Source organism: Streptomyces sp. NPDC059080, assembly GCF_042739975.1.
Taxonomy (GTDB): Bacteria; Actinomycetota; Actinomycetes; order Streptomycetales; family Streptomycetaceae; genus Streptomyces; species Streptomyces benahoarensis.
The window spans coordinates 3,490-30,147 of sequence record NZ_JBHYGX010000028.1 but is presented as its reverse complement, the minus strand read 5'-3'; the positions used below and the strand labels follow the sequence as shown (position 1 = coordinate 30,147).

At 72.3% G+C, this 26,658-nt stretch carries 18 protein-coding genes; 14 read left to right on the top strand and 4 right to left on the bottom strand.

The features are described 5' to 3' along the window. The first annotated feature begins 224 nt into the window (after positions 1-224). The 3 genes from ACFWWQ_RS21085 to ACFWWQ_RS21075 all read left to right on the top strand — a co-directional run bounded on the left by ACFWWQ_RS21085 (position 225) and on the right by ACFWWQ_RS21075 (position 4,324). Positions 225-1,130: an LLM class F420-dependent oxidoreductase gene (locus ACFWWQ_RS21085; RefSeq protein WP_384598308.1), complete on the top strand. Its 906-nt coding sequence runs from the start codon at positions 225-227 to the stop codon at positions 1,128-1,130. Between the two features lie 155 nt (positions 1,131-1,285). Beyond that, entirely contained in the window at positions 1,286-3,400 is a 2,115-nt protein-coding gene (locus ACFWWQ_RS21080; RefSeq protein WP_384598306.1) for a phosphocholine-specific phospholipase C, read from the top strand. A 231-nt stretch (positions 3,401-3,631) separates the two neighbouring features. Next, positions 3,632-4,324, top strand: a complete 693-nt coding sequence (locus ACFWWQ_RS21075; protein ID WP_384598304.1) for a hypothetical protein — start codon at positions 3,632-3,634, stop codon at positions 4,322-4,324. Between the two features lie 129 nt (positions 4,325-4,453). Here the strand turns inward: ACFWWQ_RS21075 and ACFWWQ_RS21070 are convergent, their stop codons facing one another. Together ACFWWQ_RS21070 and ACFWWQ_RS21065 are read right to left on the bottom strand one after the other, a co-directional pair. Continuing rightward, the gene (locus ACFWWQ_RS21070; protein WP_384598302.1) at positions 4,454-5,611 is read right to left on the bottom strand and encodes a PQQ-dependent sugar dehydrogenase; all 1,158 of its coding nucleotides are present in this window, start codon (positions 5,609-5,611) and stop codon (positions 4,454-4,456) included. Between the two features lie 472 nt (positions 5,612-6,083). Beyond that, entirely contained in the window at positions 6,084-7,115 is a 1,032-nt protein-coding gene (locus ACFWWQ_RS21065) for an aldo/keto reductase (protein ID WP_384598300.1), read from the bottom strand. Positions 7,116-7,203: 88 nt separating this feature from the next. Here ACFWWQ_RS21065 and ACFWWQ_RS21060 point away from each other — a divergent pair, with 88 nt between their 5' ends. The 7 genes from ACFWWQ_RS21060 to ACFWWQ_RS21030 all read left to right on the top strand — a co-directional run bounded on the left by ACFWWQ_RS21060 (position 7,204) and on the right by ACFWWQ_RS21030 (position 18,331). Next, entirely contained in the window at positions 7,204-8,181 is a 978-nt protein-coding gene (locus ACFWWQ_RS21060) for a 2-hydroxyacid dehydrogenase (protein ID WP_384598298.1), read from the top strand. A gap of 291 nt (positions 8,182-8,472) precedes the next feature. Then, the gene (locus ACFWWQ_RS21055) at positions 8,473-11,388 is read left to right on the top strand and encodes a putative bifunctional diguanylate cyclase/phosphodiesterase (RefSeq protein WP_384598296.1); all 2,916 of its coding nucleotides are present in this window, start codon (positions 8,473-8,475) and stop codon (positions 11,386-11,388) included. A 206-nt stretch (positions 11,389-11,594) separates the two neighbouring features. Then, positions 11,595-13,454, top strand: coding sequence for an acetolactate synthase large subunit (locus ACFWWQ_RS21050; RefSeq protein ID WP_384598294.1), 1,860 nt, complete (start codon positions 11,595-11,597; stop codon positions 13,452-13,454). A 35-nt stretch (positions 13,455-13,489) separates the two neighbouring features. Next, positions 13,490-14,014 carry an acetolactate synthase small subunit gene (ilvN, locus tag ACFWWQ_RS21045; protein ID WP_384598292.1) on the top strand — a complete coding sequence of 175 codons (525 nt, stop codon included), beginning with the start codon at positions 13,490-13,492 and terminating at the stop codon, positions 14,012-14,014. A 123-nt stretch (positions 14,015-14,137) separates the two neighbouring features. Then, entirely contained in the window at positions 14,138-15,136 is a 999-nt protein-coding gene (ilvC, locus tag ACFWWQ_RS21040) for a ketol-acid reductoisomerase (protein ID WP_384598290.1), read from the top strand. A gap of 279 nt (positions 15,137-15,415) precedes the next feature. Continuing rightward, on the top strand, positions 15,416-17,002 hold the full coding sequence (gene serA / locus ACFWWQ_RS21035) for a phosphoglycerate dehydrogenase (RefSeq protein WP_384598288.1): 1,587 nt from the start codon (positions 15,416-15,418) through the stop codon (positions 17,000-17,002). 309 nt (positions 17,003-17,311) lie between these two features. Then, positions 17,312-18,331 (top strand): PRC and DUF2382 domain-containing protein, encoded by a 1,020-nt coding sequence (locus ACFWWQ_RS21030; RefSeq protein WP_384598286.1) that lies wholly within the window; start codon positions 17,312-17,314, stop codon positions 18,329-18,331. A 287-nt stretch (positions 18,332-18,618) separates the two neighbouring features. Here the strand turns inward: ACFWWQ_RS21030 and ACFWWQ_RS21025 are convergent, their stop codons facing one another. Beyond that, positions 18,619-19,968 carry a helix-turn-helix domain-containing protein gene (locus ACFWWQ_RS21025; protein ID WP_384598284.1) on the bottom strand — a complete coding sequence of 450 codons (1,350 nt, stop codon included), beginning with the start codon at positions 19,966-19,968 and terminating at the stop codon, positions 18,619-18,621. A gap of 269 nt (positions 19,969-20,237) precedes the next feature. Here ACFWWQ_RS21025 and ACFWWQ_RS21020 point away from each other — a divergent pair, with 269 nt between their 5' ends. The 3 genes from ACFWWQ_RS21020 to ACFWWQ_RS21010 all read left to right on the top strand — a co-directional run bounded on the left by ACFWWQ_RS21020 (position 20,238) and on the right by ACFWWQ_RS21010 (position 23,571). After that, entirely contained in the window at positions 20,238-21,164 is a 927-nt protein-coding gene (locus ACFWWQ_RS21020; protein WP_384598282.1) for a proline dehydrogenase family protein, read from the top strand. A gap of 144 nt (positions 21,165-21,308) precedes the next feature. Further along, positions 21,309-22,940: an L-glutamate gamma-semialdehyde dehydrogenase gene (gene pruA / locus ACFWWQ_RS21015; protein ID WP_384598280.1), complete on the top strand. Its 1,632-nt coding sequence runs from the start codon at positions 21,309-21,311 to the stop codon at positions 22,938-22,940. Positions 22,941-23,439: 499 nt separating this feature from the next. Next, on the top strand, positions 23,440-23,571 hold the full coding sequence (locus ACFWWQ_RS21010; protein ID WP_281179980.1) for a hypothetical protein: 132 nt from the start codon (positions 23,440-23,442) through the stop codon (positions 23,569-23,571). A gap of 187 nt (positions 23,572-23,758) precedes the next feature. Here ACFWWQ_RS21010 and ACFWWQ_RS21005 read toward each other — a convergent pair whose 3' ends face one another. Then, positions 23,759-25,363, bottom strand: a complete 1,605-nt coding sequence (locus ACFWWQ_RS21005; protein ID WP_384598278.1) for a purple acid phosphatase family protein — start codon at positions 25,361-25,363, stop codon at positions 23,759-23,761. A 128-nt stretch (positions 25,364-25,491) separates the two neighbouring features. Here ACFWWQ_RS21005 and ACFWWQ_RS21000 point away from each other — a divergent pair, with 128 nt between their 5' ends. After that, entirely contained in the window at positions 25,492-26,532 is a 1,041-nt protein-coding gene (locus tag ACFWWQ_RS21000) for a 3-isopropylmalate dehydrogenase (RefSeq protein WP_384598276.1), read from the top strand. Positions 26,533-26,658 lie beyond the last annotated feature (126 nt).

Sequence of the window (26,658 nt, the reverse complement as noted above, 5' to 3'; positions counted from 1 at the left end):
CTGAGATTTATCGCAACCCGCCGGGAGACGGGGGGCGTCGTGGGGTGACGACTCCCGGCCCCCCGGGGGGGGGCCGTCCACCCGCACCCCCGGGGGGGGGGCCCCCCGTTCGCGTACGGCCTTCGTGCGAACCGGCCGTCCGATCAAGGAATGCCGGGCGTGTGCGGGACGCTGTAGGGGGCACGGAACGGGACGCGGGCGTCCCCTGACCCCCTGGAGGAACGGTGTCCCAGCACGCTCTCGCCGCGCGGATCGGCCGGATCGGCGTCTGGCACGGCGGTCTCGGACGGCTCCCGGCGGCGACCGGCCGTCAGGTGGCCGCCGAGATCGAACGCCTCGGCTACGGCGCCTTGTGGGTAGGGGAGGGCGCCACCACGAAGGAGGCGTTCACCCACGCCGGACTGCTGCTCGCCGCCACTGAACGGCTCACCGTCGCCACCGGCATCGCCAACATCTGGGCCCGCGACGCCGCCGCGTCCCACGCCGCCACCCGCACCCTCGCCGAGGCGTACGACGGCCGTTTCCTGCTCGGCCTCGGCGCCAGCCACGCCCCGCTCGTCGGGCTGCGCGGCCACACGTACGCCAAGCCGCTGGCCGCGATGCGGGGCTACCTCGACGCGATGGACGGCGCGCTGTACGAGGGGCCGGCCCCCGCGGTGGAGCCCGGCCGGGTGCTGGCGGCGCTCGGCCCGAAGATGCTGGAGCTGGCCCGGGACCGCGCGTCCGGCGCCCATCCGTACTTCGTGCCCGTGGAGCACACCGCCCGTGCCCGCGAGATCCTCGGCGCCGGGCCGCTGCTCGCACCCGAACAGGCGGTGCTGCTGGAGAGCGACCCGGCGACCGCCCGCGGACTGGCCCGCGAGCACCATCTGCGTCACTACCTGACGCTGCCGAACTACGTCGGGAGCCTGCGCCGGTTCGGCTTCGACGATGACGACTTCGCGGGCGGCGGCAGTGACCGGCTGGTCGACGCGCTGGTGGCCTGGGGCGATGTGGACGCGATCAGGCGGCGGGTGCGGGAACACCTCGACGCGGGCGCCGACCATGTCGCCGTCCAGCCGCTGACGGCGGACCTGGAGCCGGGGCTCGGGCAGCTCCGGGAGCTGGCACCGGTGCTGCTGGCCGACTGAGCCGCCGCGGGCCTCGCAGGGCGGCGGCTCGGTCACGTGTTCCCCAAGTTGTCACCTCGATACCTGTCGCCTGTCACACCGCTCCATTAGCGTCACTGTCGCACCATCTCAATGGGCTGGCAGAAGACCATTGACTGTCGACTGGGAGGTCGGACGTGGCACCGGAGGTATCTCGTAGGCGGGTCCTGGGAGTGGGCGCGGCGGCGGCGGGGGTGGCGGCCGTGGGGTCGCTGCTGCCGCCGTCGCTACAGCAGGCGATGGCCGCCGACGCGGCGCGGCCGGGGCGCCGTGGCGGGGAGCTGGGCGACATCCGGCATGTCGTCGTGCTGATGCAGGAGAACCGGTCGTTCGACCATTATTTCGGGACCCTGCGCGGCGTCCGCGGCTACGCCGACCGCAACGCCGTCGAACTCCCCGGCGGCCGCAGCGTCTTCGAGCAGCCGGGGCTGCTCGGCGTCGGCACCGTCCTGCCCTTCTCGGTACGCGAGGCGGCCGCGGCGCAGCACAAGGACCTCCAGTACATAGGGGCGCTGAACCACGAGTGGGACGGCGGCGCCAAGGCGTGGAACGACGGCTGGATGAACAACTGGGTCACCGCCAAGACCGCCGCCACCATGGCTCACTACGACCGGCGCGATGTGCCGCTCCACCACGAGCTGGCCGACACCTTCACCGTCTGTGACGCGTACCACTCCGCCATCCACTCCTCCACCAGCCCCAACCGCAACCACCTGGTCAGCGGCTGGACGGGCTTCGAGCCGGGCAGCGGCAAGCGTGCCGTCGGCAACGACGCGTACGACGAGGACACCCACCCCGGCTACACCTGGACGACGTACCCGGAGCGGCTGGAGAAGGCCGGGCACACCTGGCGCGTCTACCAGGAGTGGGACAACTTCACCGACAACAACCTGGAGTTCTACGCGAGCTTCAAGGCGGTGGCGAAGAAGGCCCTGGCCAAGGTGGACGGCGCCGCGAACATGACCGCCTTCTACGGGAAGGTGACCGCCGCCGACGACACCGGACGCAAGAAACTGCTGGCACAGCTGGAGGAGGGCGTCCGGGCGCTCGGGGCGGGCGACCGCAGCCTCTTCGAGCGGGCGCTGCGCCGCGGCGAACCGGACTCCACCGCCACCGCGTTCGCCGCCGATGTGGCGAGCGGGAAGCTGCCCGAGGTGTCGTACATCGTCCCGTCGGCCGCCGACTCCGAGCACCCCGGCTCCTCCTCGCCCGTCGCCAGCGCCACCATCGTCTACAAGGTCCTCGACGCCCTCGGCCGCAACCCGGACGTGTGGCGGCACACCGCGCTGTTCCTGACATACGACGAGAACGACGGGTTCTTCGACCACGTACCGCCGCCGGTGCCGCCGCCCGGGACCGACGGGGAGTTCTGGGACGGGAAGCCGACGGGTCTGGGCATGCGGGTGCCGATGCTCGTCATCTCGCCCTGGACGGTGGGCGGTTACGCCTGCTCGCAGGTGTTCGACCACACCTCGATCACCCGGTTCCTGGAGAAGTGGACGGGGGTGCGCGAGCCCAACATCAGCGCCTGGCGGCGGACCGTCTGCGGCGATCTGACCGGCGCGTTCGACTTCCGCCGCGGCCGTAAGCAGCCGTCGGTCGCGCAGCCCGGCGCGATCCCGCCGTTCAGCGGCCGCTGGGCGCCGCTGCCGCCCGCCCACCAGGCGCTGCCGGAGCAGGAGCCCGGCGTCCGCCCGGCCCGCCCGCTGCCCTACCAGCCGGACGCCGACGGCACGCTGGACGCGGGCGCCGGGCTCTTCCGCCTGGCCGTCCGCAACGGCGGCGCGGCCTCCGCGCACCTGGCGCTGTACCCGTACGCGAAGGAGTACGGCACGCCCCAGCACCGCGACGTGGCGGGGAAGGGCACCTGGGACGTGCCGGTCGAGAACGGTGCGTACCGCTTCACCGTCACCGGGCCGAACGGCTTCCGCCGGGAGTTCGCCGGGAGCGTCGAGGGCGCCGCTGCCGCGGTGGCGGTCCGCACCCGCCTCGACGCGGACCGCCGGGAACTGCACCTGACCGTCGTCAACGGCGGCTCCGCCGACCTCACCCTCACGCTGGCCCCACTCGCCTACGGCGACGCCGCACCGCGCACGCTGACGGTGCGGGCCGGATCGACCCGCACCGTCGCCCATGCGGCGGCGGACGCCCACGGCTGGTACGACCTGGCCCTCACGGTGGCGGAGGACGCGTCGTTCCGGCGGCGTCTCATGGGCCACATCGAGGACGGGGAGGAGTCGGTTACGGGGTGAGGGGGTGCCCCGGGGCGGCCCGGCGGGGCACGTCCCGGGGCGGCATGGGGCGGTGCGGCGCGGTGCCGCATGGGGCGGCGGCATGGGGCGGCGGCATGGGGCCGCATGGGGCGTCGCGGCACGGGGCGGCGGCGCGAGGCCGGGTCCCGTCGTGGCTCATCGCCCCGTCGCTGTCCCGGCGTTCATCCGGCTCTCATCCGGCTCTCAGACGCGGCCCCTACGGTCGCGTCCATGGGAACGACCAGGACGACGACCGACGAGCGCGACGCGACGCGAACCGACGACCCGTCCGTGACGGCCGACACCGCCACGGAGACCCCGCGGACGGAGGGGAAGACCACCGGGGAACCGGCCGGTGACCGTGACGACGCGGCGACCTCCGCGTCCGGCACGGGCGATCGGGGCGGGGCGGACCCGGCCGATGACACCGAGGCGGCGGACGCCGCCGACGCCGAGCACAGGGAGCGCGCCGAAGACGCCGAGGACGCCGAGGACGCGGCCGGCGAGGCCGATGACGACGCGGCCTCCGCCTCGTCCGGCGTGAAGCGGGGCGCGGGCGCCGTCGTCGCCGCGGGGCTCGGTCTCGCCTCCGTGACCGGCACCTGGCTCGGCACGCTGCTCGCCGAACGGCAGGCCCTGCTGGGGCAGATCAAGCTCCAGTCCGGCAAGGCCGGCGACCAGATCGCCGCGGTCTACGGGGCGCCCTGGCACACCACCGCGCTGATCAACGGCGTCTTCGCGCTGCTCGCCGTGGCCGTCGGCGCCGCGGTGCTCTTCAACCGGCCGCGCGCCACCTGGACCCGCGCCGTCGCCTGGGGCGGCCTGGCCCTCGGCGTCCTCGGGCTCCTCATCGCCGGGGGCATGTACTTCGACCTGCTGGCGAGCATGCCCACCCTCCCCCAGGCCCAGGCCCCCGCGGGGTGACGACGCCCCGTACCCCGTCGCCACGACGCTCCGAAGGCCCACCGGTTCCGTCCGGTGGGCCTTCGGGCGTGTCGGTCCGGGGGCGGAGGGGCGCGGCCGAGCGGGGCCGGGACCCGGCCCCGCCCTCCCTCAGCTGACCTCCACCCGCAGAATCCGGTCGTCGCCCTTCCGGGGGTCCCCCCGTCCGTCCGTATTGCTCGTCACCAGCCACAGCGCCCCGTGGTCCGCCGGCAGGACGGTCCGCAGCCGCCCGTAGCGCCTGGTGAAGAACGCCTGCGGGGCCGCCGCCGGTTTCGCCCCGTTCAGCGGGATGCGCCACAGCCGCTCCCCGCGGAGCGCAGCCATCCACAGGGACCCTTTGGCGTACGCGAGTCCGCTGGGCGAGGCGTCGACGGGCCTCCACTGGAGCACTGGGTTGACGTAGCGGCCGCTCGTCGGGCCCCTGCCCTCGCGCGCGGGCCAGCCGTAGTTGCGGCCCGGTTCGATGAGGTTCAGCTCGTCCCAGGTGTCCTCGCCGAATTCCGAGGCCCACAGCCGCTTTCCGCTGTCCCAGGCGAGGCCCTCCACGTTGCGGTGGCCGTAGGAGTACACCACCGAACGGGGATCGGGGTTGCCGCGCGCGGGCGCGCCGTCCGGCGTCATCCGAAGGATCTTGCCCGCCTTGGACTTCTTGTCCTGTGACAGGTCCTTTTTGCCGGTCTCCCCGGTCGACGCGTAGAGCATCCGGTCCGGGCCGAAGGCGATCCGGCCGCCGTTGTGGAGATGGCCCTTGGGGATGGACCGCAGCACCGTGTGGGGCGCCCCCAGCTGATCAACGGGGTGCCGGGTGTCGTCGTAGCTCATCCGGGCGATGCGGTTGTCGGAGGCGGTGGTGAAGTACGCGTAGACGAGATGGTCGCCGCGGAACGACGGGGAGACAGCGAGCCCCAGCAGACCGCCCTCGCCGCCCGGGGCCACACCGGGTACCGACCCCACCTCGGTCTTGTGGCCGTCGCGGGCCGAGACCCGGGTGACAGTGCCCTTGTCGCGGGAGCCGACCAGCAGATCGCCGCCCGGCAGCGCGGCGACGCCCCAGGGGGAGTCGAGGCCGGTCGCGAGGGTGCGGGTCACCTCGGCCGACCCTTTGGCGGGCGGCGGGGAGGCGTCCCGCTCCGGCCCGGTGACCGCGACGGCGGACCGCTCCGGGGACGGCGCACCCGGGGCGGGCTGGTTCCCGTCGGCGGAGCAGCCCGCCGCGAGGAGCAGCGCGGCGGCGGCCGTCACGGCGGTCGGAAGGCGGTGTGGCACGGCGGATTCCTCTCGTCGGGGGAGCGGTGCAGGGCCCCGGGCCCGCGCCGGGGGACGGCGCGCACGCCGGGCCCGCGCGCCGTCCGGCCGCCGGAGGCGCCGGTCGGCACGGCACGGACCGGGCCCGGGGACGTCGGGAGCAGGCAGGAGCCGGACGGCCGGGCGGCCGGCCGCCATGGGGGTACCGGGTCGGCGGCCCGTTCGTACGGCTGTGCGGACGGCGGAACACCCGGCCGCACGGCCCCGCCCCAGGACACCACATCCGCACCGCGCCGCGCGGCGGCCGACACCGTGATTCCCTCCGCCGCCGCACGGATGCCCACCGCCGCGGCGGTACGCCGACGTTCCCCGGGGCGGACGACGCGACGTCAGGGACCGCGCCGGGGCGGGCGGGGCAACGTCAGGGGCTCGTCCCGGCGGGCGCCCGGCGGCCACCCTCGCGGGCACCCGCGCCCCGCTCCCGCCCCCGGCGTCAGTACCAGGAGCCCCGGGCGGGCGGCAGGGAGGCGATCTCCGCCAGGTCCGCGTGGTCCAGCACCAGGTCGGCGGCCTTGGCGTTCTGGGCCGCCCACCGCTCCTTCTTCGTCCCCGGGACCGGCACCACATGGCGGCCCTGCGCCAGTACCCAGGCCAGCGCGACCTGCCCCGGCGTCGCGCCGTACCGGGCGCCGACCCGGCGCAGCCCGGCCACCACCGGCTGGTTCGCCGCCATCATCTCGGCGGTGAAGCGCGGATGGCGGGCCCGGATGTCCTCCGGCTCGAAGCCCTGGCCCGGCGTGAGGGTGCCGGTCAGATAGCCGTTGCCCAGCGGCATCGCCGCCAGGAAGCCGACCCCGCGCGACTCGCACCACGGCACCAGCTCGTCCAGCGCCTCCGGCGACCACACCGACAGCTCCGCCTGCACGCTGCTGACCGGGAAGATCTGCTGGATCCGCGCCAGCTGGCGCATCGTCAACTGATGGGTGCGCGCCCCGGGACGGCGCCCGCTACCGGCAACCGGCCGGTCCGTCCGCGCCGGTCGCAGCGCCCGGGCGCCCACCGCGCACAGCCCCAAGGACCGCACCTTGCCCGCCGCCACCAGCTGCGCCATCGCCCCCCAGGTCTCCTCGATCGGCACCTCCGGGTCCGCGCGGTGCAGCTGGTACAGATCGATGTGGTCGGTCCGCAACCGCCGCAGCGAGGCGTCACAGGCGCGCTTCACATAGCCGGGCCGCCCGTTGGCGACGATGTGCTGCTCGCCCACAAGCAGCCCGCACTTGGTGGAGACGAACGCGTCCGCGCGCCGCTCCTTGAGCACCCGGCCCACCAGCAGCTCGTTGGTGAACGGCCCGTACATGTCGGCGGTGTCCAGCAGGCTGCACCCCCGGTCGAGCGCGGTGTGCACGGCCCGCAGCGAACTCTCGAAATCCCGCTGCGACTCGGTGTACCCCCAGCTCATCGGCATGCAACCGAGCCCGATTGCGCCTACTTCGAGCGTTGCCGCGCCGATTGTCCTGCGCTCCACCTGGTCGTGCCTCCGTCCCCTCGCCCCCCGGTCAAGGGCCAGACCAAACTAACGTCTGGAGGAACGGTCCTTCGCATAGCCTCGGACCATGGCAACCGCAGACCCGCACGGCGCCCCGCACGACGTCTGGCTCCCGATCCCCCCGGAAGAGATCGACGGTCTCCCCACGGGCCTGAACTACGTCCACTGGGACGCGGGCCCCGAGTATCCCGCCGACCCCGCCCGGTGCGTGTTCTACGCCGTGCCGTACATGAAGGACGTGGAGACGTCGCTGCGGCCGCTCGCCCGGATGAGCGGGCTCCGGGTGGTGCAGACGCTGACCGCCGGTGTCGAGCACATCCTGCCCGCACTGGACCGGCTGCCGCCCGGCACCCGGCTCTGCAACGCCCGTGGCCTGCACGACGCCAGCACCGCCGAGTTGGCGCTGACGCTCATCCTGGCCGCGCTCCGCGGCATCCCCGGTTTCGTCCGCGCCCAGGACGCGGGGGAGTGGCGGCACGGGTTCCGGCCCGCGCTGGCCGACAAATCCGTCCTCATCGTGGGGTATGGGTCGATCGGCAGTGCCATCGAGGACCGGCTCACTCCTTTCGAGTGCGCGCGGGTCACGCGCCTCGCGCGCACCGCTCGTGAGACCGTGCGCGGCCCTGTGCACCCACTCTCCGCGCTCGACGGCCTCCTGCCCGACGCCGATGTCGTCGTCCTGGCCACCCCGCTCACCGAAGACACCCGTGGCCTGGCAGGACGCGACTTTCTGGCACGGATGAAGGACGGCGCCCTGCTGGTGAACATCGCCCGCGGCCGGGTTGTGGACACCGATGCGCTGCTCACCGAGGTGACGTCCGGACGGCTGCGGGCGGCACTGGACGTCACCGATCCGGAACCTCTTCCGGCCGGACATCCTCTGTGGCATGCCCCCGGCGTGCTCATCACTCCACACGTCGGTGGCCCCAGCTCTGCCTTTCTGCCCCGTGCGAAGCGCCTCCTGCGCGACCAGCTGACCCTTTTCGCCACCGGCCGGCCGCTGCGGAACACCGTCGCCACGGCGGAGCGGAATGCCAGGAGGTAGCGCTACGGGGCAGTATGAATGCGCTGCGTGTCTGCACTTCACGCATAGTTACGCTCCGTAGAGAACCTATATCCCTGAGTGACCGATCTGGTGTATCGTCCCGAGCGGGGACGGCGCCGACGAGGCAAGCGGCGCCCGTGAAGCATCCGGAACGCGAGGGGGGCGACGGGCGATGTACGGCCGATGGGCAAACCGCGAGACACGCGATCCACGAGCACCAGGGGGAACAGGGCAGCAGCCTCCGGTGCGCCGACTGCGTCACAGCCGGACCACTGCCTGCGGGAGGGCCCGGTGAGCGCCCCGGGCGCGGTGCTCTCCCATCCGCCGCTGCCCGCCGACCGGCCGCCGAGCCTGCTGCCGCAGATCGCGCTCGCGGCGGTCTGCGGGGGGTACGCGGTCGGCGCCGCCCTCGGCTGGGGATCCCCCGAAGTCGCGCTGGTCATGGGTGACTTCGGGCTCAGCTTCGCCGCGCTGGTGGCCGCCGTCTCCTGCGCACTGTACGCCCGGGGCGCCGACTCCCACGCCCGCCCCGCCTGGACGCTCTTCGCCGTCTCCTCGGCGATGGCCGCGCTCGGCAACGGCATCTGGGGCTGGTACGAGGTCGTCGAGGGCGCCCCGGTGCCCAGCCCCTCCCTGGCCGATTTCTGCTTCCTGCTCTTCGCGCCGCCCGCCATCGTCGGGCTCCTGGTCCTCGCCAAACGGCCGGTCACCCGAGCCGGCTGGGTCTGTCTGGGCCTGGACTCCTGGCTGATCGGCGGCTCCCTGCTCACCCTCTCCTGGAGCCTGGCCCTCGCCCACACCACCCATTTCCAGGGCCGTTCGGTCGCCCGGTGTGCGCTGGCGCTGGCCTATCCGCTGCTGGACATCGTGCTGGTGAGCATGGTCCTCGCGCTGCACTTCCGGCGCTCGTGCGCCCAGCGCTCGGCGGTCAACACCGCCATCGCCGCACTCGCCCTGACGGTGCTGTGCGACGCGCTGTTCACCTCACCGCTGCTGCGCGAGCACTACCGCTCCGGCCAGATCCTCGACGCCGGATGGTTCGCCGGGTCGGTCCTCCTCGCCTACGCCCCCTGGTTCACCCGCCGCGCCCCGGGGGACGCCGCCGAGGACGCCGGACGGGTGCCGCGCCCCCTCCCGTACCCTGGGGCCCGGCCGCTCGCGGGCTCGCTCGGCGCGCTCACGCCGTACCTCGCCGCAGCGGTGTGCACCCTCGGCATCCTCACCAACGTCCTCGACGGGCAGCGCCTCGACCGCGTCGTCCTCTTCACCGGCTGCACGGTCGTCCTCGCCCTGGTCATCCGCCAGGGCATCGTGCTGCTCGACAACCTCACCCTCACCCAGGAGCTGGCGCAGAAGGAGAACCACTTCCGCTCCCTGGTGCAGGGATCCAGTGACGTCATCATGATCGCCGCGCCCAGCGGGGTGCTGCGCTACGTCAGCCCCGCCGCCGCCGGGGTCTACGGCCGCGACGCGGAGGATCTGGTCGGCTCCGAGCTCTCCGCGCTCATCCACCCCGAGGACCTCGGCCGGGTCCTCCACGAGGTCCGCCGCTTCCTCGCCACCTCGCCCCAGGACGAGCCCACCACCCGTATCGAATGCCGCTTCCGCGCCGGTGACCGGCGGCCCGGCGGCGACGGCTGGCTCAACGTCGAATCCACCGTCAACCGCCACCACGGCGGCCTGATCTTCAACTCCCGGGACGTCACCGAGCGGGTCCGCCTCCAGGCGCAGCTCCAGCACAACGCCTCCCACGACGCCCTCACCGACCTGCCCAACCGTGCCCTGTTCACCGAGCGGGTCAGCAAGGCCCTCGCCGGTCGCCGCGCCGGGGATCACGGCACCGCCGCGCTCTACATCGACCTCGACGGCTTCAAGCAGGTCAACGACACCATCGGCCATCAGGCGGGCGACGAACTCCTCATCCAGGCCGCCAGGCGGCTCGGCGAGTCGGTGCGCTCCGGCGACATAGCGGCCCGGCTGGGCGGCGACGAATTCGCCGCCCTGATCACCGGCGACGCCACCTGCGACCCCGCCACCCGGGAATTCCGCATCCACGAGATCGCCGACCGCCTCCGCATCACGCTCTCCGAGCCGTACCGCATCGAGGGGCGCGACGTACGGGTCGCCGCCAGCATCGGCGTGGCCTTCGCCGAGCCCGGCATCACCCCGGCAGGTCTGATGCGCAACGCCGACCTCGCGATGTACCGCGCCAAGCAGGCCGGAAAGGGCCGCGTCGAGCTGTACGCCCCGCAGCTGCAGGCCGAGGTGGCCCGCCGCGCCGAGCTGGCCACCCGGCTGCGCAGCGCGCTGCACGACGGCGAGTTCCTGCTGCTGCACCAGCCGGTGGTCGAGCTGGCCACCGGCCGGGTCACCGCCGTCGCCGCGCACGCCCGGTGGCGCTCCGCCCAGGGCATTCTGTTCACCCCGGCGGAGTTCCTGCGGGTCGGCGAGCGCGGGCGGCTCGCCGACGACCACGGCGACCGCACCGCGGAGCTGTGTCGCTGGCATCTGGAGGCCGCCGTCGAACAGGCCGCCGCCCGGCACCGCGCCGGTCACCGCGTCCCGGTCGCCGTCCGGCTCTCCGCCCGCCGCCTCGTCGACCGCTCCCTGCCGCCTCAGACCATCGAAACGCTGCTCTCCCGGCACAGCCTGCCCTCCGGCGCGCTCGTCCTGGAGCTGTCCGAAAGCGATGCCCGGACCCCGCTGGACGAACTGGAGCGCCGCCTGGTCGCGCTGCGCCGGCTGGGTGTCCGTATCGCCCTCGACGGCTTCGGCAGTGGGTACGCCGCGATCGGCGCGCTGCGGCGGCTCCCCATCGATGTGCTCCGGCTGGACCGCGGACTGATCGACGGTGTGGCGGAGTCCGCCCGGTTGCACAAGATCACTTCCGGCCTGTTGCGGATCGCCTCCGATCTCGGGATGCAGTCGGTCGCCGAGGGCGTCGATCTGCCCGAGCAGGTGCTCGCCCTGCGCGCGATGGGCTGCACCCACGGCCAGGGCGCCGCCTTCTCCGGACCGCTCGACGAACACCGTCTGCGCCGCGTCCTGACGGCCGGTTCCACCCCGCTGCCGAGCCCCGCGGGCCCGAGCCGCTCGGTGGTGCTGACCGGCAGCGGACTGCCCGTACGGCACGGCGGGTCGGGTCCCGACGCCATCGTTCACCCCCCGCTCCGTTCACATAGTGAGACCTCCGTCCCACCCACTTGACACTCACGGCGCGCCGGGGGGAGGGTCAGTGCCATGCGCACCCGAATTCTCGTACTTGGACAGCGCGTCGGCTGAAGCTGGGCAACGATGAAGCCCAACTGACCCCACCGACGCGCTCCCCTCGCTTGCCTCCCGGCACGAGGGGTTTTTTGTTGCACCAGACCCCCCAAACCCCGCCAAACCCTCAGCTTCGAGAAGAGACGCAGATGACCGAGCAGGCCACCGGGGCCCACCATCCGCAGCCGCGGACCCGTCACGCCGGAGGAGCGCAGCGCACCGCCGTCGAGCACGTCACGGGCGCGCAGTCCCTCATCCGTTCCCTGGAGGAGGTGGGGGCCGACACGGTCTTCGGCATTCCCGGTGGCGCGATCCTTCCGGCGTACGACCCGATGATGGACTCCGAGAAGGTCCGGCACGTGCTGGTGCGGCACGAGCAGGGCGGGGGCCACGCCGCCGTCGGCTACGCGCAGGCCACCGGCAAGGTCGGTGTCTGCATGGCGACTTCGGGCCCGGGCGCCACCAACCTCGTCACGCCCATCGCCGACGCCCACATGGACTCCGTCCCGCTGGTCGCGATCACCGGTCAGGTCGCCTCCGGGGCGATCGGCACGGACGCCTTCCAGGAGGCGGACATCTGCGGCATCACGATGCCGATCACCAAGCACAACTTCCTGGTCACCGATCCCGCCGAGATCCCGCGGACGATCGCCGAGGCGTTCCACATCGCCTCCACCGGCCGCCCCGGCCCGGTCCTCGTCGACATCGCCAAGGACGCGATGCAGGCGCAGACCACCTTCGCCTGGCCGCCCCACACCGAGCTGCCCGGCTACCGCCCCGTGACCAAGCCGCACGCCAAGCAGATCCGCGAGGCGGCCCGGCTGATCGTCGAGTCGAAGCGCCCGGTGCTCTACGTCGGCGGCGGCGTGATGAAGGCGGGCGCCACCGCCGAGCTGAAGGTGCTGGCCGAGCTGACCGGCGCGCCCGTCGCCACCACGCTGATGGCGCTCGGTTCGTTCCCCGACACCCATCCGCAGCACGTCGGCATGCCCGGCATGCACGGCTCGGTCACCGCCGTCACCGCGCTCCAGAAGTCCGATCTGCTGATCACCCTCGGTGCCCGCTTCGACGACCGCGTCACCGGCAAGCTGGACTCCTTCGCCCCGTACGCCAAGGTCATCCACGCCGACATCGACCCGGCGGAGATCGGCAAGAACCGCGTCGCGGACGTGCCGATCGTCGGCGACGCCCGCGAGGTCATCGCCGATCTGATCGTCGCCGTCCAGGCGGAGCACGAGGCGGGCCACCGCGGCGATCACAGCGCCTGGTGGAAGGACCTCAACCGCTGGCGCGAGACGTACCCGCTCGGCTACGAAATCCCCGAGGACGGCAGCCTCTCCCCGCAGCAGGTCATCGAGCGCATCGGCAAGCTCGCCCCGGAGGGCACCATCTACGCCGCGGGCGTCGGCCAGCACCAGATGTGGGCCGCCCACTTCATCGACTACGAGCAGCCCTCGACGTGGCTGAACTCCGGCGGCGCGGGGACGATGGGCTACGCCGTCCCCGCCGCGATGGGCGCCAAGGCAGGCATGCCCGACCGCACCGTCTGGGCGATCGACGGCGACGGCTGCTTCCAGATGACCAATCAGGAACTGACCACCTGCGCGCTGAACAACATCCCGATCAAGGTCGCGATCATCAACAACGGCGCGCTCGGCATGGTCCGCCAGTGGCAGACCCTCTTCTACAACCAGCGCTACTCCAACACCGTGCTGCACAGCGGTCCCGACGCCGGCCCCGCCGACGGCAAGCCGCGCGGCACCCGCGTCCCGGACTTCGTCAAGCTGTCCGAGGCGATGGGCTGCGTCGCGCTGCGCTGCGAGGACCCGGCCGAGCTGGACGCCGTCATCGCCAAGGCCAACGCCATCAACGACCGCCCGGTCGTGATCGACTTCATCGTCCACGAGGATGCGCAGGTCTGGCCGATGGTGGCCGCCGGTACCTCCAACGACGAGGTCATGGCCGCCCGGGGCGTGCGCCCCGACTTCGGCGACGGCGCGGACGACTGAGCCCAGGACGTCACGGAAGATAGAGAGAAGACGACATGTCCAAGCACACGCTCTCCGTCCTGGTGGAGAACACCCCCGGCATCCTCGCCCGGATCGCCGCGCTGTTCTCCCGCCGCGGTTTCAACATCGACTCCCTCGCGGTCGGTGTCACCGAACACCCCGACATCTCCCGCGTCACCATCGTGGTGAGTGTCGAGTCGCTCCCCCTCGAACAGGTCACCAAGCAGCTCAACAAGCTCGTCAACGTCCTGAAGATCGTCGAGTTGGAGCCGGGCCACGCCATCCAGCGTGAGCTCGTCCTCGTGAAGGTCCGCGCCGACAACGAGACCCGTTCGCAGATCGTCGAGATCGTCCAGCTCTTCCGCGCCAAGACCGTCGACGTCTCACCCGACGCCGTCACGATCGAGGCGACCGGCTCCAGCGACAAGCTGGGGGCGATGCTCAAGATGCTCGAACCCTTCGGCATCAAGGAGCTGGTGCAGTCCGGCACGATCGCCATAGGGCGCGGCGCCCGGTCCATCACCGATCGTTCGCTGCGCGCCCTGGACCGCACGGCCTGACCCGCGCGGGCGCCGCCAGGCCGTGGCGCCCGCCCCTCGCCCGCATCGCGAGACCCCGAAACCTTCCGTACCCCGCCCGACGTACTGTGTGGGCAACCAGCTAGATCCAAGGAGATACCCGAAGTGGCCGAGCTGTTCTACGACGCCGATGCCGACCTGTCCCTCATTCAGAACCGCAAGGTCGCGGTCCTCGGCTACGGCAGCCAGGGCCACGCCCACGCGCTGTCGCTGCGTGACTCGGGTGTCGACGTGCGCGTCGGCCTGCACGAGGGCTCCAAGTCGAAGGCGAAGGCCGAGGAGCAGGGCCTGCGCGTCGTCACCCCCGCGGAGGCGGCGGCCGAGGCCGACGTCATCATGATCCTGGTGCCGGACCCGATCCAGGCGAAGGTCTACGAGGAGTCCGTCAAGGACAACCTCAAGGACGGCGATGCCCTGTTCTTCGGCCACGGCCTCAACATCCGCTACGGCTTCATCAAGGCCCCGGCCGGCGTGGACGTCTGCATGGTCGCCCCCAAGGGCCCCGGCCACCTGGTCCGTCGTCAGTACGAGGAAGGCCGCGGCGTGCCCTGCATCGCCGCCGTCGAGCAGGACGCCTCCGGCAACGCCTTCGCGCTGGCCCTCTCGTACGCCAAGGGCATCGGCGGCACCCGAGCCGGTGTCATCAAGACCACCTTCACCGAGGAGACCGAGACCGACCTCTTCGGCGAGCAGGCCGTGCTGTGCGGTGGCGCCGCCGCGCTGGTCAAGGCCGGTTTCGAGACGCTGGTCGAGGCGGGCTACCAGCCCGAGATCGCGTACTTCGAGTGCCTGCACGAGCTGAAGCTCATCGTGGACCTCATGTACGAGGGCGGCCTGGAGAAGATGCGCTGGTCGATCTCCGAGACCGCCGAGTGGGGCGACTACGTCACCGGCCCGCGGATCATCACCGACCAGACCAAGGCCGAGATGAAGAAGGTCCTGGGCGAGATCCAGGACGGCACCTTCGCCAACAACTGGATGGCCGAGTACAACGCCGGTCTGCCGAAGTACAACGCGTACAAGAAGGCCGACGAGAACCACCTCCTGGAGACCACGGGCAAGCAGCTGCGCAAGCTGATGAGCTGGGTCGACGACGAGGCGTGAGCATCCGGGTGACGGGGGCCGCGGCACTGCACGCGGCCCCCGTCACCCTTGTGGCCGCGCGCCCGCACGAGCGGGCCGCGGCCGCCTTGTCCACCGCGTAGAAGCACGCACGGGTGATCCTTACGCTCCGGAGCAGGAGGAGCCCCGGGCCGCCACTACACTGCCAGGCACAAGCGCGTCAGGCTCACAACGTCGTGCGTCTTCACGCGGCTGCCCCCTTCACCGCCTTCGGCCGTCGGGACGGCCGTCCGCGAAGGACTAGTGAGGACTGAAGACCACGTGAGCAAACCCGTCGTACTCATCGCCGAGGAACTGTCGCCCGCGACCGTTGACGCGCTCGGCCCCGACTTCGAGATCCGGCACTGCAACGGCGCCGACCGCGCCGAACTGCTGCCCGCCCTCGCCGAGGTCGACGCGATCCTCGTGCGCTCCGCGACGAAGGTCGACGCCGAGGCCATCGCCGCCGCGAAGAAGCTGAAGGTCGTCGCCCGCGCGGGCGTCGGCCTGGACAACGTCGACGTCTCCGCCGCCACCAAGGCCGGCGTGATGGTCGTCAACGCCCCCACCTCCAACATCGTCACCGCCGCCGAGCTGGCCTGCGGTCTGCTGGTGGCCACTGCGCGCAACATTCCGCAGGCCAACACCGCGCTGAAGAACGGCGAGTGGAAGCGGAGCAAGTACACCGGCGTCGAGCTGAGCGAGAAGACCCTCGGTGTCGTCGGCCTCGGCCGGATCGGCGTGCTGGTCGCGCAGCGGATGTCGGCGTTCGGCATGAAGGTCGTCGCCTACGACCCGTACGTCCAGCCGGCCCGCGCCGCGCAGATGGGCGTCAAGCTCCTCTCGCTGGACGAGCTGCTGGAGGTCGCGGACTTCATCACCGTCCACCTGCCCAAGACCCCCGAGACGGTCGGTCTGATCGGCGACGACGCGCTGCACAAGGTCAAGCCGTCGGTCCGGATCGTCAACGCCGCGCGCGGCGGCATCGTCGACGAGACGGCCCTCGCCGCCGCCCTCAAGGAGGGCCGGGTCGCCGGTGCCGGTCTTGACGTGTACGCCTCCGAGCCCTGCACCGACTCGCCGCTGTTCGAGTTCGACCAGGTCGTGGCGACCCCGCACCTCGGCGCCTCGACGGGTGAGGCGCAGGAGAAGGCCGGTATCGCGGTGGCCCGTTCGGTGCGCCTCGCGCTCGCCGGTGAGCTGGTGCCGGACGCCGTCAACGTCCAGGGCGGCGTCATCGCCGAGGACGTGAAGCCGGGGCTGCCGCTGGCCGAGCGGCTGGGCCGGATCTTCACCGCGCTCGCCGGCGAGGTCGCGGTCCGCCTCGACGTCGAGGTGTACGGCGAGATCACCCAGCACGACGTCAAGGTGCTCGAACTCTCCGCGCTCAAGGGCGTGTTCGAGGACGTCGTCGACGAGACCGTGTCGTACGTCAACGCCCCGCTGTTCGCGCAGGAGCGCGGCGTCGAGGTGCGGCTGACGACCAGCAGCGAGTCTGCCGAGCACCGCAACGTCGTCACCGTCCGCGGCACCCTCGCGGACGGCCAGGAGGTGTCGATCTCCGGCACGCTCTCCGGCCACCGCAACACCCAGAAGATCGTCGCGGTCGGGGACCACTCCATCGACCTGGCGCTCGCCGACCACATGGCGTTCCTGCGCTACGGCGACCGCCCCGGCGTGGTCGGCACCGTCGGCCGGATCCTGGGTGAGGCCGGGATCAACATCGGCGGGATGCAGGTCTCGCGGGCGGACGTGGGCGGCGAGGCGCTGGTCGCGCTGACCGTCGACGACACCATCCCGGCGAGCGTGCTCGCGGAGATCTCCGACGAGATCGGCGCCTCGTCGGTGCGCGCCGTGAACCTCGGCTGAGCCGCACCGTTTCCCGACGGGCCCGGATTCCGCTGCGGCGGGGTCCGGGCCCGTTCGCGTGCCGGGGTGCGGTACGGGCGGCGGGCCGCGAACGGTGCGCGTCCGGCCGGGTGAGCGGCCCGGCGGCTCCGGCCCCCTGCACTCACCCGAATGGAGTAGTGACCGGGGTGGGCGGGAGCGCCGTCAGAACCGTCCCGGGGGCCCCGGAGCCGCATGGCGGGCCCGTTCCCGAGTCGCTGCGCGGGTCGGGGCGACGCGCAATGGGAAGTGCGCGTGCCCCCTCCGGCGCGTGCGGAAGGAGAAGACGCCATGAATGCACCCCTGGGTGACACCCCTCAGGACCTCACCGGCCTGAACGTGGTCGATGCGGAGGGCGCCAAGGTGGGATCGGTCCAGCAGGTCTACCGGGACGACGCCACCAACGTCCCGGAGTGGATCACGGTGCGGACCGGGCTGTTCGGGATGAAGGAGACCTTCATCCCGCTCGCCGGTTCCCGGCGGGTCGACGACGAACTGCATGTTCCCCACACGAAGGACACCATCAAGGAGGCGCCGCGGATCGACGCGGACGGGCACCTCGACCCCTCCGAGGAGGATGAGCTCTACCGCCACTACGGGCTGACCCGGCCGGGTACGACCGGCGGCCCCACGGGCGCCGACACCGGCAGTCCGGCCGGTACGCCGGGGACGACCGGCATGAAGGGCACCACCGGTATGGCCGCCGCCGGGGGCACGCACCGCACCCGGGCCGGGGAGCGCGACCGCACGATGGCCGAGGGCGAGCGCGCCGCCCGCACCGAGCGCACCGACCAGCCGATGGCCGGAGCCGGGGCCGGTGGCGGGATGGCGATGTCCCGCGGCCGTGCGGAGGGCGAGGCCGCGCGCATCAAGGAAACCCGCGAACAGGCCCCCGAGATCGTGCTCTCCGAGGAGCGGATCCAGATCGGCACCGAGGAGCGCGAGGCCGGCCGGGCGCATCTGCGCAAGCACGTGGTGACCGAGGACGTGCACCGCACCGTCCCCCTCAGCCACGAGGAGGTGCGGCTGGTCCGGGAGAAGATCAGCGACGAGGAGCGGATGCGCGGGCGCACCGCGCCGCGGCTCGGTGACGGCGAGGTCGAGGTCGTCCTCCACGAGGAGGAGGCCGTGGTCACCAAGCGGACCGTGCCGGTGGAGCGCGTACGGCTGGAGACCGAGCGGATCACCGAACAGAGAGAGATCAACACCGAACTCCGCAAGGAGGAAGTGGAGTTCGACGACGGTATGTCCACCCGTAAGGGAGACCGCAAGGGAGACCGCAAGGGCCCGGGCCCGGAGCGCCGCCGGTAACCGGGTGGGGCGTCGCACCCGGGGGAGGGGCGGGGGCCGATGCCCGGCCCCCGTCCGCCCGGACGCCTGCGGCACGGGGCGCGGCGTCGTGCCTTGGGTCGCGCCCGGCCCGGGGCGCCCACGCCGACGGGGGCGCGGCGCCCTACCTGACGCCGCCCGGAACCTGGGGCCCGCCCGGAACTCGGGCCGCATGGTGCCGGGGCGGCACGCCACGCCGATGGCACGCTCGGCCCCACGCATCGGCCCCGACAACCGCGTCCATCGGCCTCGACAACCGCGACCGGCCCTTACAACCGCGACGCCTTCAGCCCCATGTGCAGCAACAGCCGGTCCTCGCCGTCGTCCAGGTCGAGGCCGGTGAGCTTCTCCACCCGGCCCAGCCGGTAGTAGAGCGTCTGGCGGTGGATGCCGAGGACCTGGGCGGTGCGGCCGGCCTGCCCCGCGCAGTCGAGGAACGCCTCGACGGTACGGGCCAGTTCGGTGTGGGCCGGATCCAGCAGCGGCCGTACGGCGGCGTCCGGGGTCTCGGTGGGCAACGCGGTGAGCAGGCGGTACGAGCCCAGGGCGGCCCATTCGGCGACGGTGCCCAGCCGGGGCTCGGCACGCGCCGCGCGGGCCGCGTCCAGCGCCTCGTGCCAGGCGCCCGGCAGCGCCGCCAACTCCGTGGTCCCGGCGGCGATTCCGGCGACCCCGGGCCCGAGCCGGGCCTCCTGCGGCGGCTGCGTACGCGCGGTGCCACGACCCGGCTGCTGCTGTGCGAGGGCGCCCGCGCGCGGGGAGCGCAGCAGATGCTCGGCGACGGTGTGCGCGGGCCCGAGCGCACCCGGCGCGCGCAGCCGCACCAGTGCGGCCAGCGCGGGGGACGGTTGCCGGGGGCGCGGGGCGGTGAGGACGGGGATGCCGCGGGGCGGGGTGGTGCCGTCCAGCGGGAGCGTCCCCGGCGTGCCGGCCGGTCCCCCCGGCCCCTCCGGGTACATCGCGCAGGCGGCCAGCAGCCCGGGCAGGCTCGGCGGCGGCGCGGCATCGGTGTCGGTGGTGTCCCAGGGCAGCACGGCCACCAGCGTCAGCGGCGCGCCCGGGGTGAAGCGCAGGGTGTCGCGGAGCGCGTCGCGCAGCAGGACGGCGCCCGCCGGACGGTCCCCGGGGCGGGCCAGCAGCAGCTCCCGCAGCAGATCGCCCAGCTCCGACCCGGCGCGCGCGTCCTCGGCGAGCAGCGCGCCGATCCGCGACGCGGTCTCCATGGCGTGCTCGATCCGGGGGTCCGGCGGGGTGTCCCGGCCGCCCAGCTCCAGGTCGGTGAGGTGGCCGTCGTCCAGCAGCCAGACATAGCCGTGCACGATGCCGCGGTGGCGTACGGGCAGACAGATCCGGCCTTTGAACACGCCCGCCGCCGGGTCCGGCGGGATGCGCAGCGCGGACTTGGCGCGGGCGATCCCGAACGCCTCGAACCAGGCACGCACCGCGGCCGACGAGCGCCGCTGGAGGATCGAGCGGGTGCGCACCGGATCCATGACGAGATCGTCGTCACCTTCGTGCGCACCGAACGCGATCAGCCCGAAATCGCGGTCCTCCAGGGTCGCAGGCGCTCCGAGCGCCGCTGAGATGTCGTCCACGAGCTGCTGGTAGTCGCCCCGCATCCGCCGGCCGTCCCCTTCCGTGTCGCTTGCCGTACCACTCCCCGTGACCGCGCGCCGTCATCATCGGCGGTTCAGTGGTGCGGCGGTCTCTCTCGCCGTTGGTTTCATTCTCATACATCTGTCTGAGATCAGGGACACGAAGGCGTGACAGCTGTCGATGGCTGAAAGGTGGCGAGATCCTTAAGTTTCAGGTGGCTCACCTTGCCGCAGCGCCCGCCCCCAAACGGCGCCCGCCCGGCATTTGTCATCCTGAATCGTGGAGGTGCCCCATGCTGGGTCCCGTGCTCCTCGCCGCCGCGCGCAGCGACAGCATCCGCCGCATCGTTGCGGCCGCTCCGATCACCCGCCCGGTGGTCGACCGATTCGTCGCCGGTGAACGGCTCGACCAGTCGATGGCCGTCGTGCGGTCGCTGGCCGCACGGGGGATGGAGGTCACCCTCGACCACCTCGGCGAGGACATCACCGACCCCTCCGAGGCGCTCCGCAACCGCGACGCCTACCTCCGGCTGACCGAGGCGCTCTCCGAGCAGGACCTCGGCACCAAGGCCGAGATGTCGGTCAAGCTCTCGGCCTTCGGCCAGGCGCTGACCGGCGGCCATGAACTGGCCCTCAAGAACGTCCTCCCGGTGGTCGAGGCCGCCGCCGAGGCCGGTACGACGGTGACCCTCGACATGGAGGACCACACCACCGTCGATTCCACCCTCACCATCCTCTCGGAGCTGCGCGAGCGCTTCCCGCAGACCGGCGCCGTCGTCCAGTCGTACCTCTTCCGTACCGAGGACGACTGCGCGCGACTGGCCGGCGAGGGCTCCCGGGTCCGGCTGGTCAAGGGCGCGTACAAGGAGCCCGCGACCGTTGCCTTCCAGGACAAGCGTGAGGTCGACAAGGCGTATGTGCGCTGCCTGAAGATCCTCATGGCGGGCGACGGGTACCCGATGATCGGCTCCCACGACCCGCGGATGGTCGCCATCGGCCAGGACCTCGCCCAGCGCAACGGCCGCAAGCCCGGCGACTACGAGTTCCAGATGCTCTTCGGCATCCGTGAGGCCGAGCAGGAGCGGCTGGTCGCCGAGGGCCACCGGATGCGCGTCTACATTCCGTACGGCACCGACTGGTACGGCTACTTCATGCGCCGCCTCGCCGAGCGCCCCGCCAACCTGGCCTTCTTCCTCCGGTCGCTCGCCACCCGCGGCTGACGGCCCCGGACGGGCCCGCGCGGGTGGATGCTGGAGTGTGGGGCAGGACCCCCACCGCAGCGCCCGCGCCGCCCACCCGCAGCGGCGCTGCGCCGCTCGCACCACGATGGAAACCGACGTCGAAACGAAGGAGACACGGCCGTCATGGACGCTGTGACCCACGTCCCCGCCCCGTACAACGAGCCGGTACACGGCTACGCCCCCGGATCCCCGGAGCGGGCCCGCCTGGAGGCCAAGCTCAAGGAGCTCGCCGGTAACCCCATCGAGCTGCCGATGACCATCAACGGCGTCAAGCGGATGGGCGGCGGCGAGCGCTTCGACGTCGTGCAGCCGCACCACCACAAGGCCGTCATCGGCACCTACGCGAACGCCACCAAGGCCGACGCGCAGGAGGCCGTCGACGCTGCCCTGGCCGCCGCCCCGGCGTGGCGCGCGATGTCCTTCGACGACCGCGCCGCGATCCTGCTGAAGGCCGCCGACCTGCTGTCCGGTCCGTGGCGCGAGACCATCGCCGCCTCGACGATGCTGGGCCAGTCCAAGACCGCCCAGCAGGCCGAGATCGACGCGCCCTGTGAGCTCGTCGACTTCTGGCGCTTCAACGTGCACTTCGCGCGGGAGCTGCTCCAGGAGCAGCCCCCCATGCAGCCGAACGGTGTCTGGAACCGCCTGGACCACCGTCCGCTGGAGGGCTTCGTCTACGCGATCACGCCCTTCAACTTCACCGCCATCGCGGGGAACCTGCCGACCGCCCCGGCGCTCATGGGCAACGTCGTCGTGTGGAAGCCGTCCCCGACGCAGACCCACTCGGCGATCCTGCTGATGGAGCTGCTGGAGGAGGCGGGCCTGCCCAAGGGCGTCATCAACCTCGTCACCGGTGACGGCAAGGAGGTCTCCGAGGTCGCGCTGCCGCACCCGGAGCTGGCCGGCGTCCACTTCACGGGCTCGACCGCCACCTTCCAGTACCTGTGGAAGGCCGTCGGCGAGAACATCACGAACTACCGCTCCTACCCGCGTCTGGTCGGCGAGACCGGCGGCAAGGACTTCATCGTCGCCCACCCGACCGCCGACCCGGCGATCCTGAAGACCGCCATCACCCGTGGCGCCTTCGAGTACCAGGGCCAGAAGTGCTCCGCGGCCTCCCGCGCCTACGTCGCCCGCTCCACCTGGGAGAACGGCTTCAAGGACGCGCTGGCCGCCGAGATCGACGGCCTCACCATGGGTGACGTCACCGACCTGTCGAACTACATGGGCGCCGTCATCGACGACCGCTCGTTCGCCAAGAACAAGGCCGCCATCGACCGCGCCCAGGCCGACCCGACCTGCGAGATCGTCGCCGGTGGCACCTACGACGACTCGGTCGGCTACTTCGTCCGCCCGACCGTCATCGCCTGCTCGGACCCGGAGAACGAGGTCTTCAAGACCGAGTACTTCGGCCCGATCATGGCCATCCACGTCTACGAGGACGCCGACTTCGACAAGACGGTCGAGCAGATGGAGTCCGCGTCGGCCTACGCGCTGACCGGTGCCGTCCTCGCCAAGGACCGGAAGGTCGTCGCCGAGGTCTCCGAGAAGCTCCGCTTCGCGGCCGGCAACTTCTACATCAACGACCGCCCGACCGGCTCCATCGTCGGCCAGCAGCCCTTCGGTGGCGGCCGCGCCTCCGGCACCAACGACAAGGCCGGTTCGAAGTTCAACCTGCTGCGCTGGATGTCCCCGCGTGCCATCAAGGAGACGATGGTCGCCCCGACGGACTACCGCTACCCGCACATGGGCTGACACCCCCGAACACCGGGTGGTGTCCCCCGCACCCCCCGGTGGTCACCGGCCTGCGACCTCCCCCCAGTACGCCGGTGACCCGCGGTTTCCTGCCGCGCGAAGCGCCCCTGGCCCGACCGGCCGGGGGTGCTTCGCGTGTGCGGGCGTACGCGGCACGCTTGCGGATCCGGTCCAGGGTGACGCCGTCGTGCCCGGGGGAGACCACCTCGGCGATCAGCGCCACGGCCGACGCCCGCAGCCCGATGCCGTCCTGGCGGGCGCACCGGCCGCCGTCTCAGATAGTAGGAAGACCAAGTAATTGTGCAGACAGCACGGCTCGGCTCGCCTAGCGTTGTAGGAGCCGAACGAATCGCTCCATCGAGCGACGGCGGATGTGGCCCGCGCTGAGGGCAGGTGACCCCTGCCGTGCCGGCCCCCGCCCCTCCGGCCTTCCGATTGATGTGCCCCTTTCCGCCCGGCTCGTCCGGGTCGTGGGGCCTAGGCATGGGAGATGTGCATCATGGCCGAGACCGCCGTCCGCAGGACCCGTCACTCCGCCCGCCGCACCAACGACGCCGACCGCAAGAACGCGGCGGCCGCCCTCCAGCGCGCCCTCGACCGCCGCGACAACGGCGGCACGACCGGGCACTGAGCCCCGCGCGGGTGCGGCCGGTGGGGCCGCACCCCGTTCGCGTATCCGTGAACCCGGCCGGGCCGGCGCCGTCACGGTGCACACCGAGGCGTACGGGATCGACGAGGCGCCGCCGGCCTACGGGCGGCTGCACCAGGGGAAGACCAACGGCCGGGCGGTGATCCTCCCCCGGGGCTGAGGGCGCGTCCTACCGCACCACCTCGAAGTGGTCGATGCGCTCACCGGACTCGGCGAGCGCGGTGACCTTCATTGTCGGCCGGTGGCCGGGGACGACCTCGACGGCGAGGAACGAGAAGCCGGTGTAGCGGACCCGGGACCACTCCGCGGTTTCCTTCGTCTTCGTGCCGTCCTTCGCCCAGTGGTAGGTGTCCACGTGGTCGAGGTCCTTGGTGTGGCCCTCGTAGCTGTCCGGGACGGGGAAGTCGTAGAGCGCCTTGCCCGCGCCGCCGGCGGTGACGTAGACGATGCCCTCGTGGCGCGGGTCCACCCGCTCGCCCGGGGGCATCTTCTTCGCCACCAGGCCGCCCTTGAGGGCGTCGGTGCGCTCGTAGACGTGGTTGTGGCCGTTGACGACGAGGTCGACGCGGTGCTTTTCGAAGAGCGGCAGCCAGGCGTCGCGCACGCCGCCGTCGGAGGCGTGCGCGGTGGTGGTGGAGTACGCGCAGTGGTGGAAGAAGACCACGACGAAGTCGATGCCGGGGGTGGCGCGCAGCTCGCCGAGGCGCCGGTCGAGCCAGCGGGTCTGGCGGCCGCCGGTGTAGCCCTGGTTGGCGGGGATCTCGTACGAGACGTCGTTGGCGTCCAGCGCGACGACGGCGGTGTTGCCGTAGGTGAACGAGTAGACACCGGGCGCCGCGTCCGGGTCGGGGCCGTTGCCCGGCAGCGTCCAGCGGGCGCTCTGGCCGCCGTAGCCGTGGGGGGAGTACCACGCCTCCATGTCGTGGTTGCCGGTCGTCACCATCCACGGCACGGACTTCGCCACCGACTCGGTCTGGGCCAGGAACTGGTCCCACACCCGTGCGTCGTAGGTGTCGTGCTCGGAGCCCTGGCCGTCCGGGTCGGCGTAGCAGATGTCACCGGCGTGCAGGTGGAAGGCCGGGTTCTGGCCCAGGATCAGCTGGTCGTTGGCGAGCGCGTGGTAGCTGACGCCCTGGTCGCCGAAGGCGGTGAAGACGAACCGCTCGGCGCGCGCCGGGGCGGTGCGGAAGGTGCCGACGGCTGCGAAGTGGCGCGCGTCCGCCGGGTCGAAGCCGTCGTGGCCGACGCCGTAGTAGTACGTGGTACCCGGGCGCAGCCCGTCCAGCGCCGCGTGCAGATAGAACTGGTCGACCGCGGGCAGCTTCGCGGACAGCGACGGGGTGTGCAGGTCCCGGACCTCCGCCTGGATCTTGCGTCCCAGGTCCCACGGCTTCAGCCCGACGCGCACATACGGCCGCCGCACGGCGAACGGCACCTGCCAGGAAACGCGCATCTGCGTCTTCGGGTCGGCGCCGAACGCCAGATGGCGGGCGAACGGGGCGACCAGCGAACCGTCCACCGGCGAGGCGGCGCCCGAGGTGAGCAGCGTCGGGGTGGCGGCGGGCGTGGCGTGTGCCGAACCGGCCAGCAGTCCGCCCCCGGCGACGGTTCCGGCGGTCACCGCCGAGGAGCGCAGCAGACCCCGCCGGGTCAGCTTGGTCCGCAGGTAGGCGTGTTGTTCGGGCATGCTCATCCGGGCCGCGAGCTGTTCCGGTATGCCCACGCGCGGCAGATGCGAGGGCTGGGGGGCGCTCCCCCGGGAGTCTCCAGTCATGGCCCGAATGTCCCAGCGCGCCCCGACCGGAGCGGGTCGGTGAGGTGAACGGCGGCTGACCGGCTCCCCATGTGTCCGTATGGCGGACGCCGCGTGTCAATGAATGGGACGGCGAGTAGGGTCCAGGCATGTCTCGCAGCATTCGCCTCGCAGTGATCCCCGGTGACGGTATCGGCCAGGAGGTCGTGGCCCAGGGCCTCAAGGTCCTGTCCGCCGTCCTCCCGCAGGACGTCAAGCTGGAAACCAAGGAGTACGACCTTGGTGCCAAGCGCTGGCACGCGACCGGTGACACCCTCCCCGACGAGGAACTGGCGGCGCTCAAGGAGCACGACGCGATCCTTCTGGGCGCGATCGGCGACCCCTCCGTCCCCTCCGGTGTGCTGGAGCGCGGACTGCTGCTCAAGCTCCGCTTCGCCTTCGACCACTTCGTGAACCTGCGGCCGTCGAAGCTGTTCCCGAACACCGCGACGCCGCTGGCCGGGCGCCCCGAGATCGACTTCGTCGTCGTCCGCGAGGGCACCGAGGGCCCGTACACCGGCAACGGCGGCAGCCTCCGCACCGGTACCCCCGCCGAGGTCGCCACCGAGGTCAGCGTCAACACCGCCTACGGTGTGGAGCGGGTCGTCCGGGACGCGTTCGAGCGGGCCAACGCCCGCCCCCGTAAGAAGCTGACGCTGGTCCACAAGAACAACGTCCTGGTCTACGCCGGGCACATGTGGAAGAAGATCTTCGACAAGGTCGGCGCGGAGTACCCCGAGGTCACCACCGACTATCTGCACGTCGACGCCGCGACGATCTTCTTCGTCACGCAGCCCGAGCGGTTCGACGTCATCGTCACCGACAACCTCTTCGGCGACATCCTCACCGACCTCGCCGCCGCGGTCACCGGCGGTATCGGCCTCGCCGCTTCCGGGAACATCAACCCGACCGGCGAGTTCCCCTCGATGTTCGAGCCGGTGCACGGCTCCGCGCCGGACATCGCGGGCACCGGCAAGGCCGACCCGACCGCCACGATCCTGTCGGTCGCCCTGCTCCTGCGCCACCTCGGTCTGGACGCGGAGGCCGTCCGCATCGAGGAGGCGGTCGCCACCGACCTGGAGGGCCGCGACGGCGCTGCCCGCACCACCGACGAGATCGGTGACGCGCTCGCCGCACGCGTAGCGGGCTGACGCCCGCGCCGTATCGATCGCCACACCACGGAGCGGGGGGGGCCCCAAGCCCCCCCCCCCGGGGGGGGGGGGTAAACCACGGCCCGGTGGCCCGGGGGGGTTAAACACTGAGGGGGGGGGCCCACC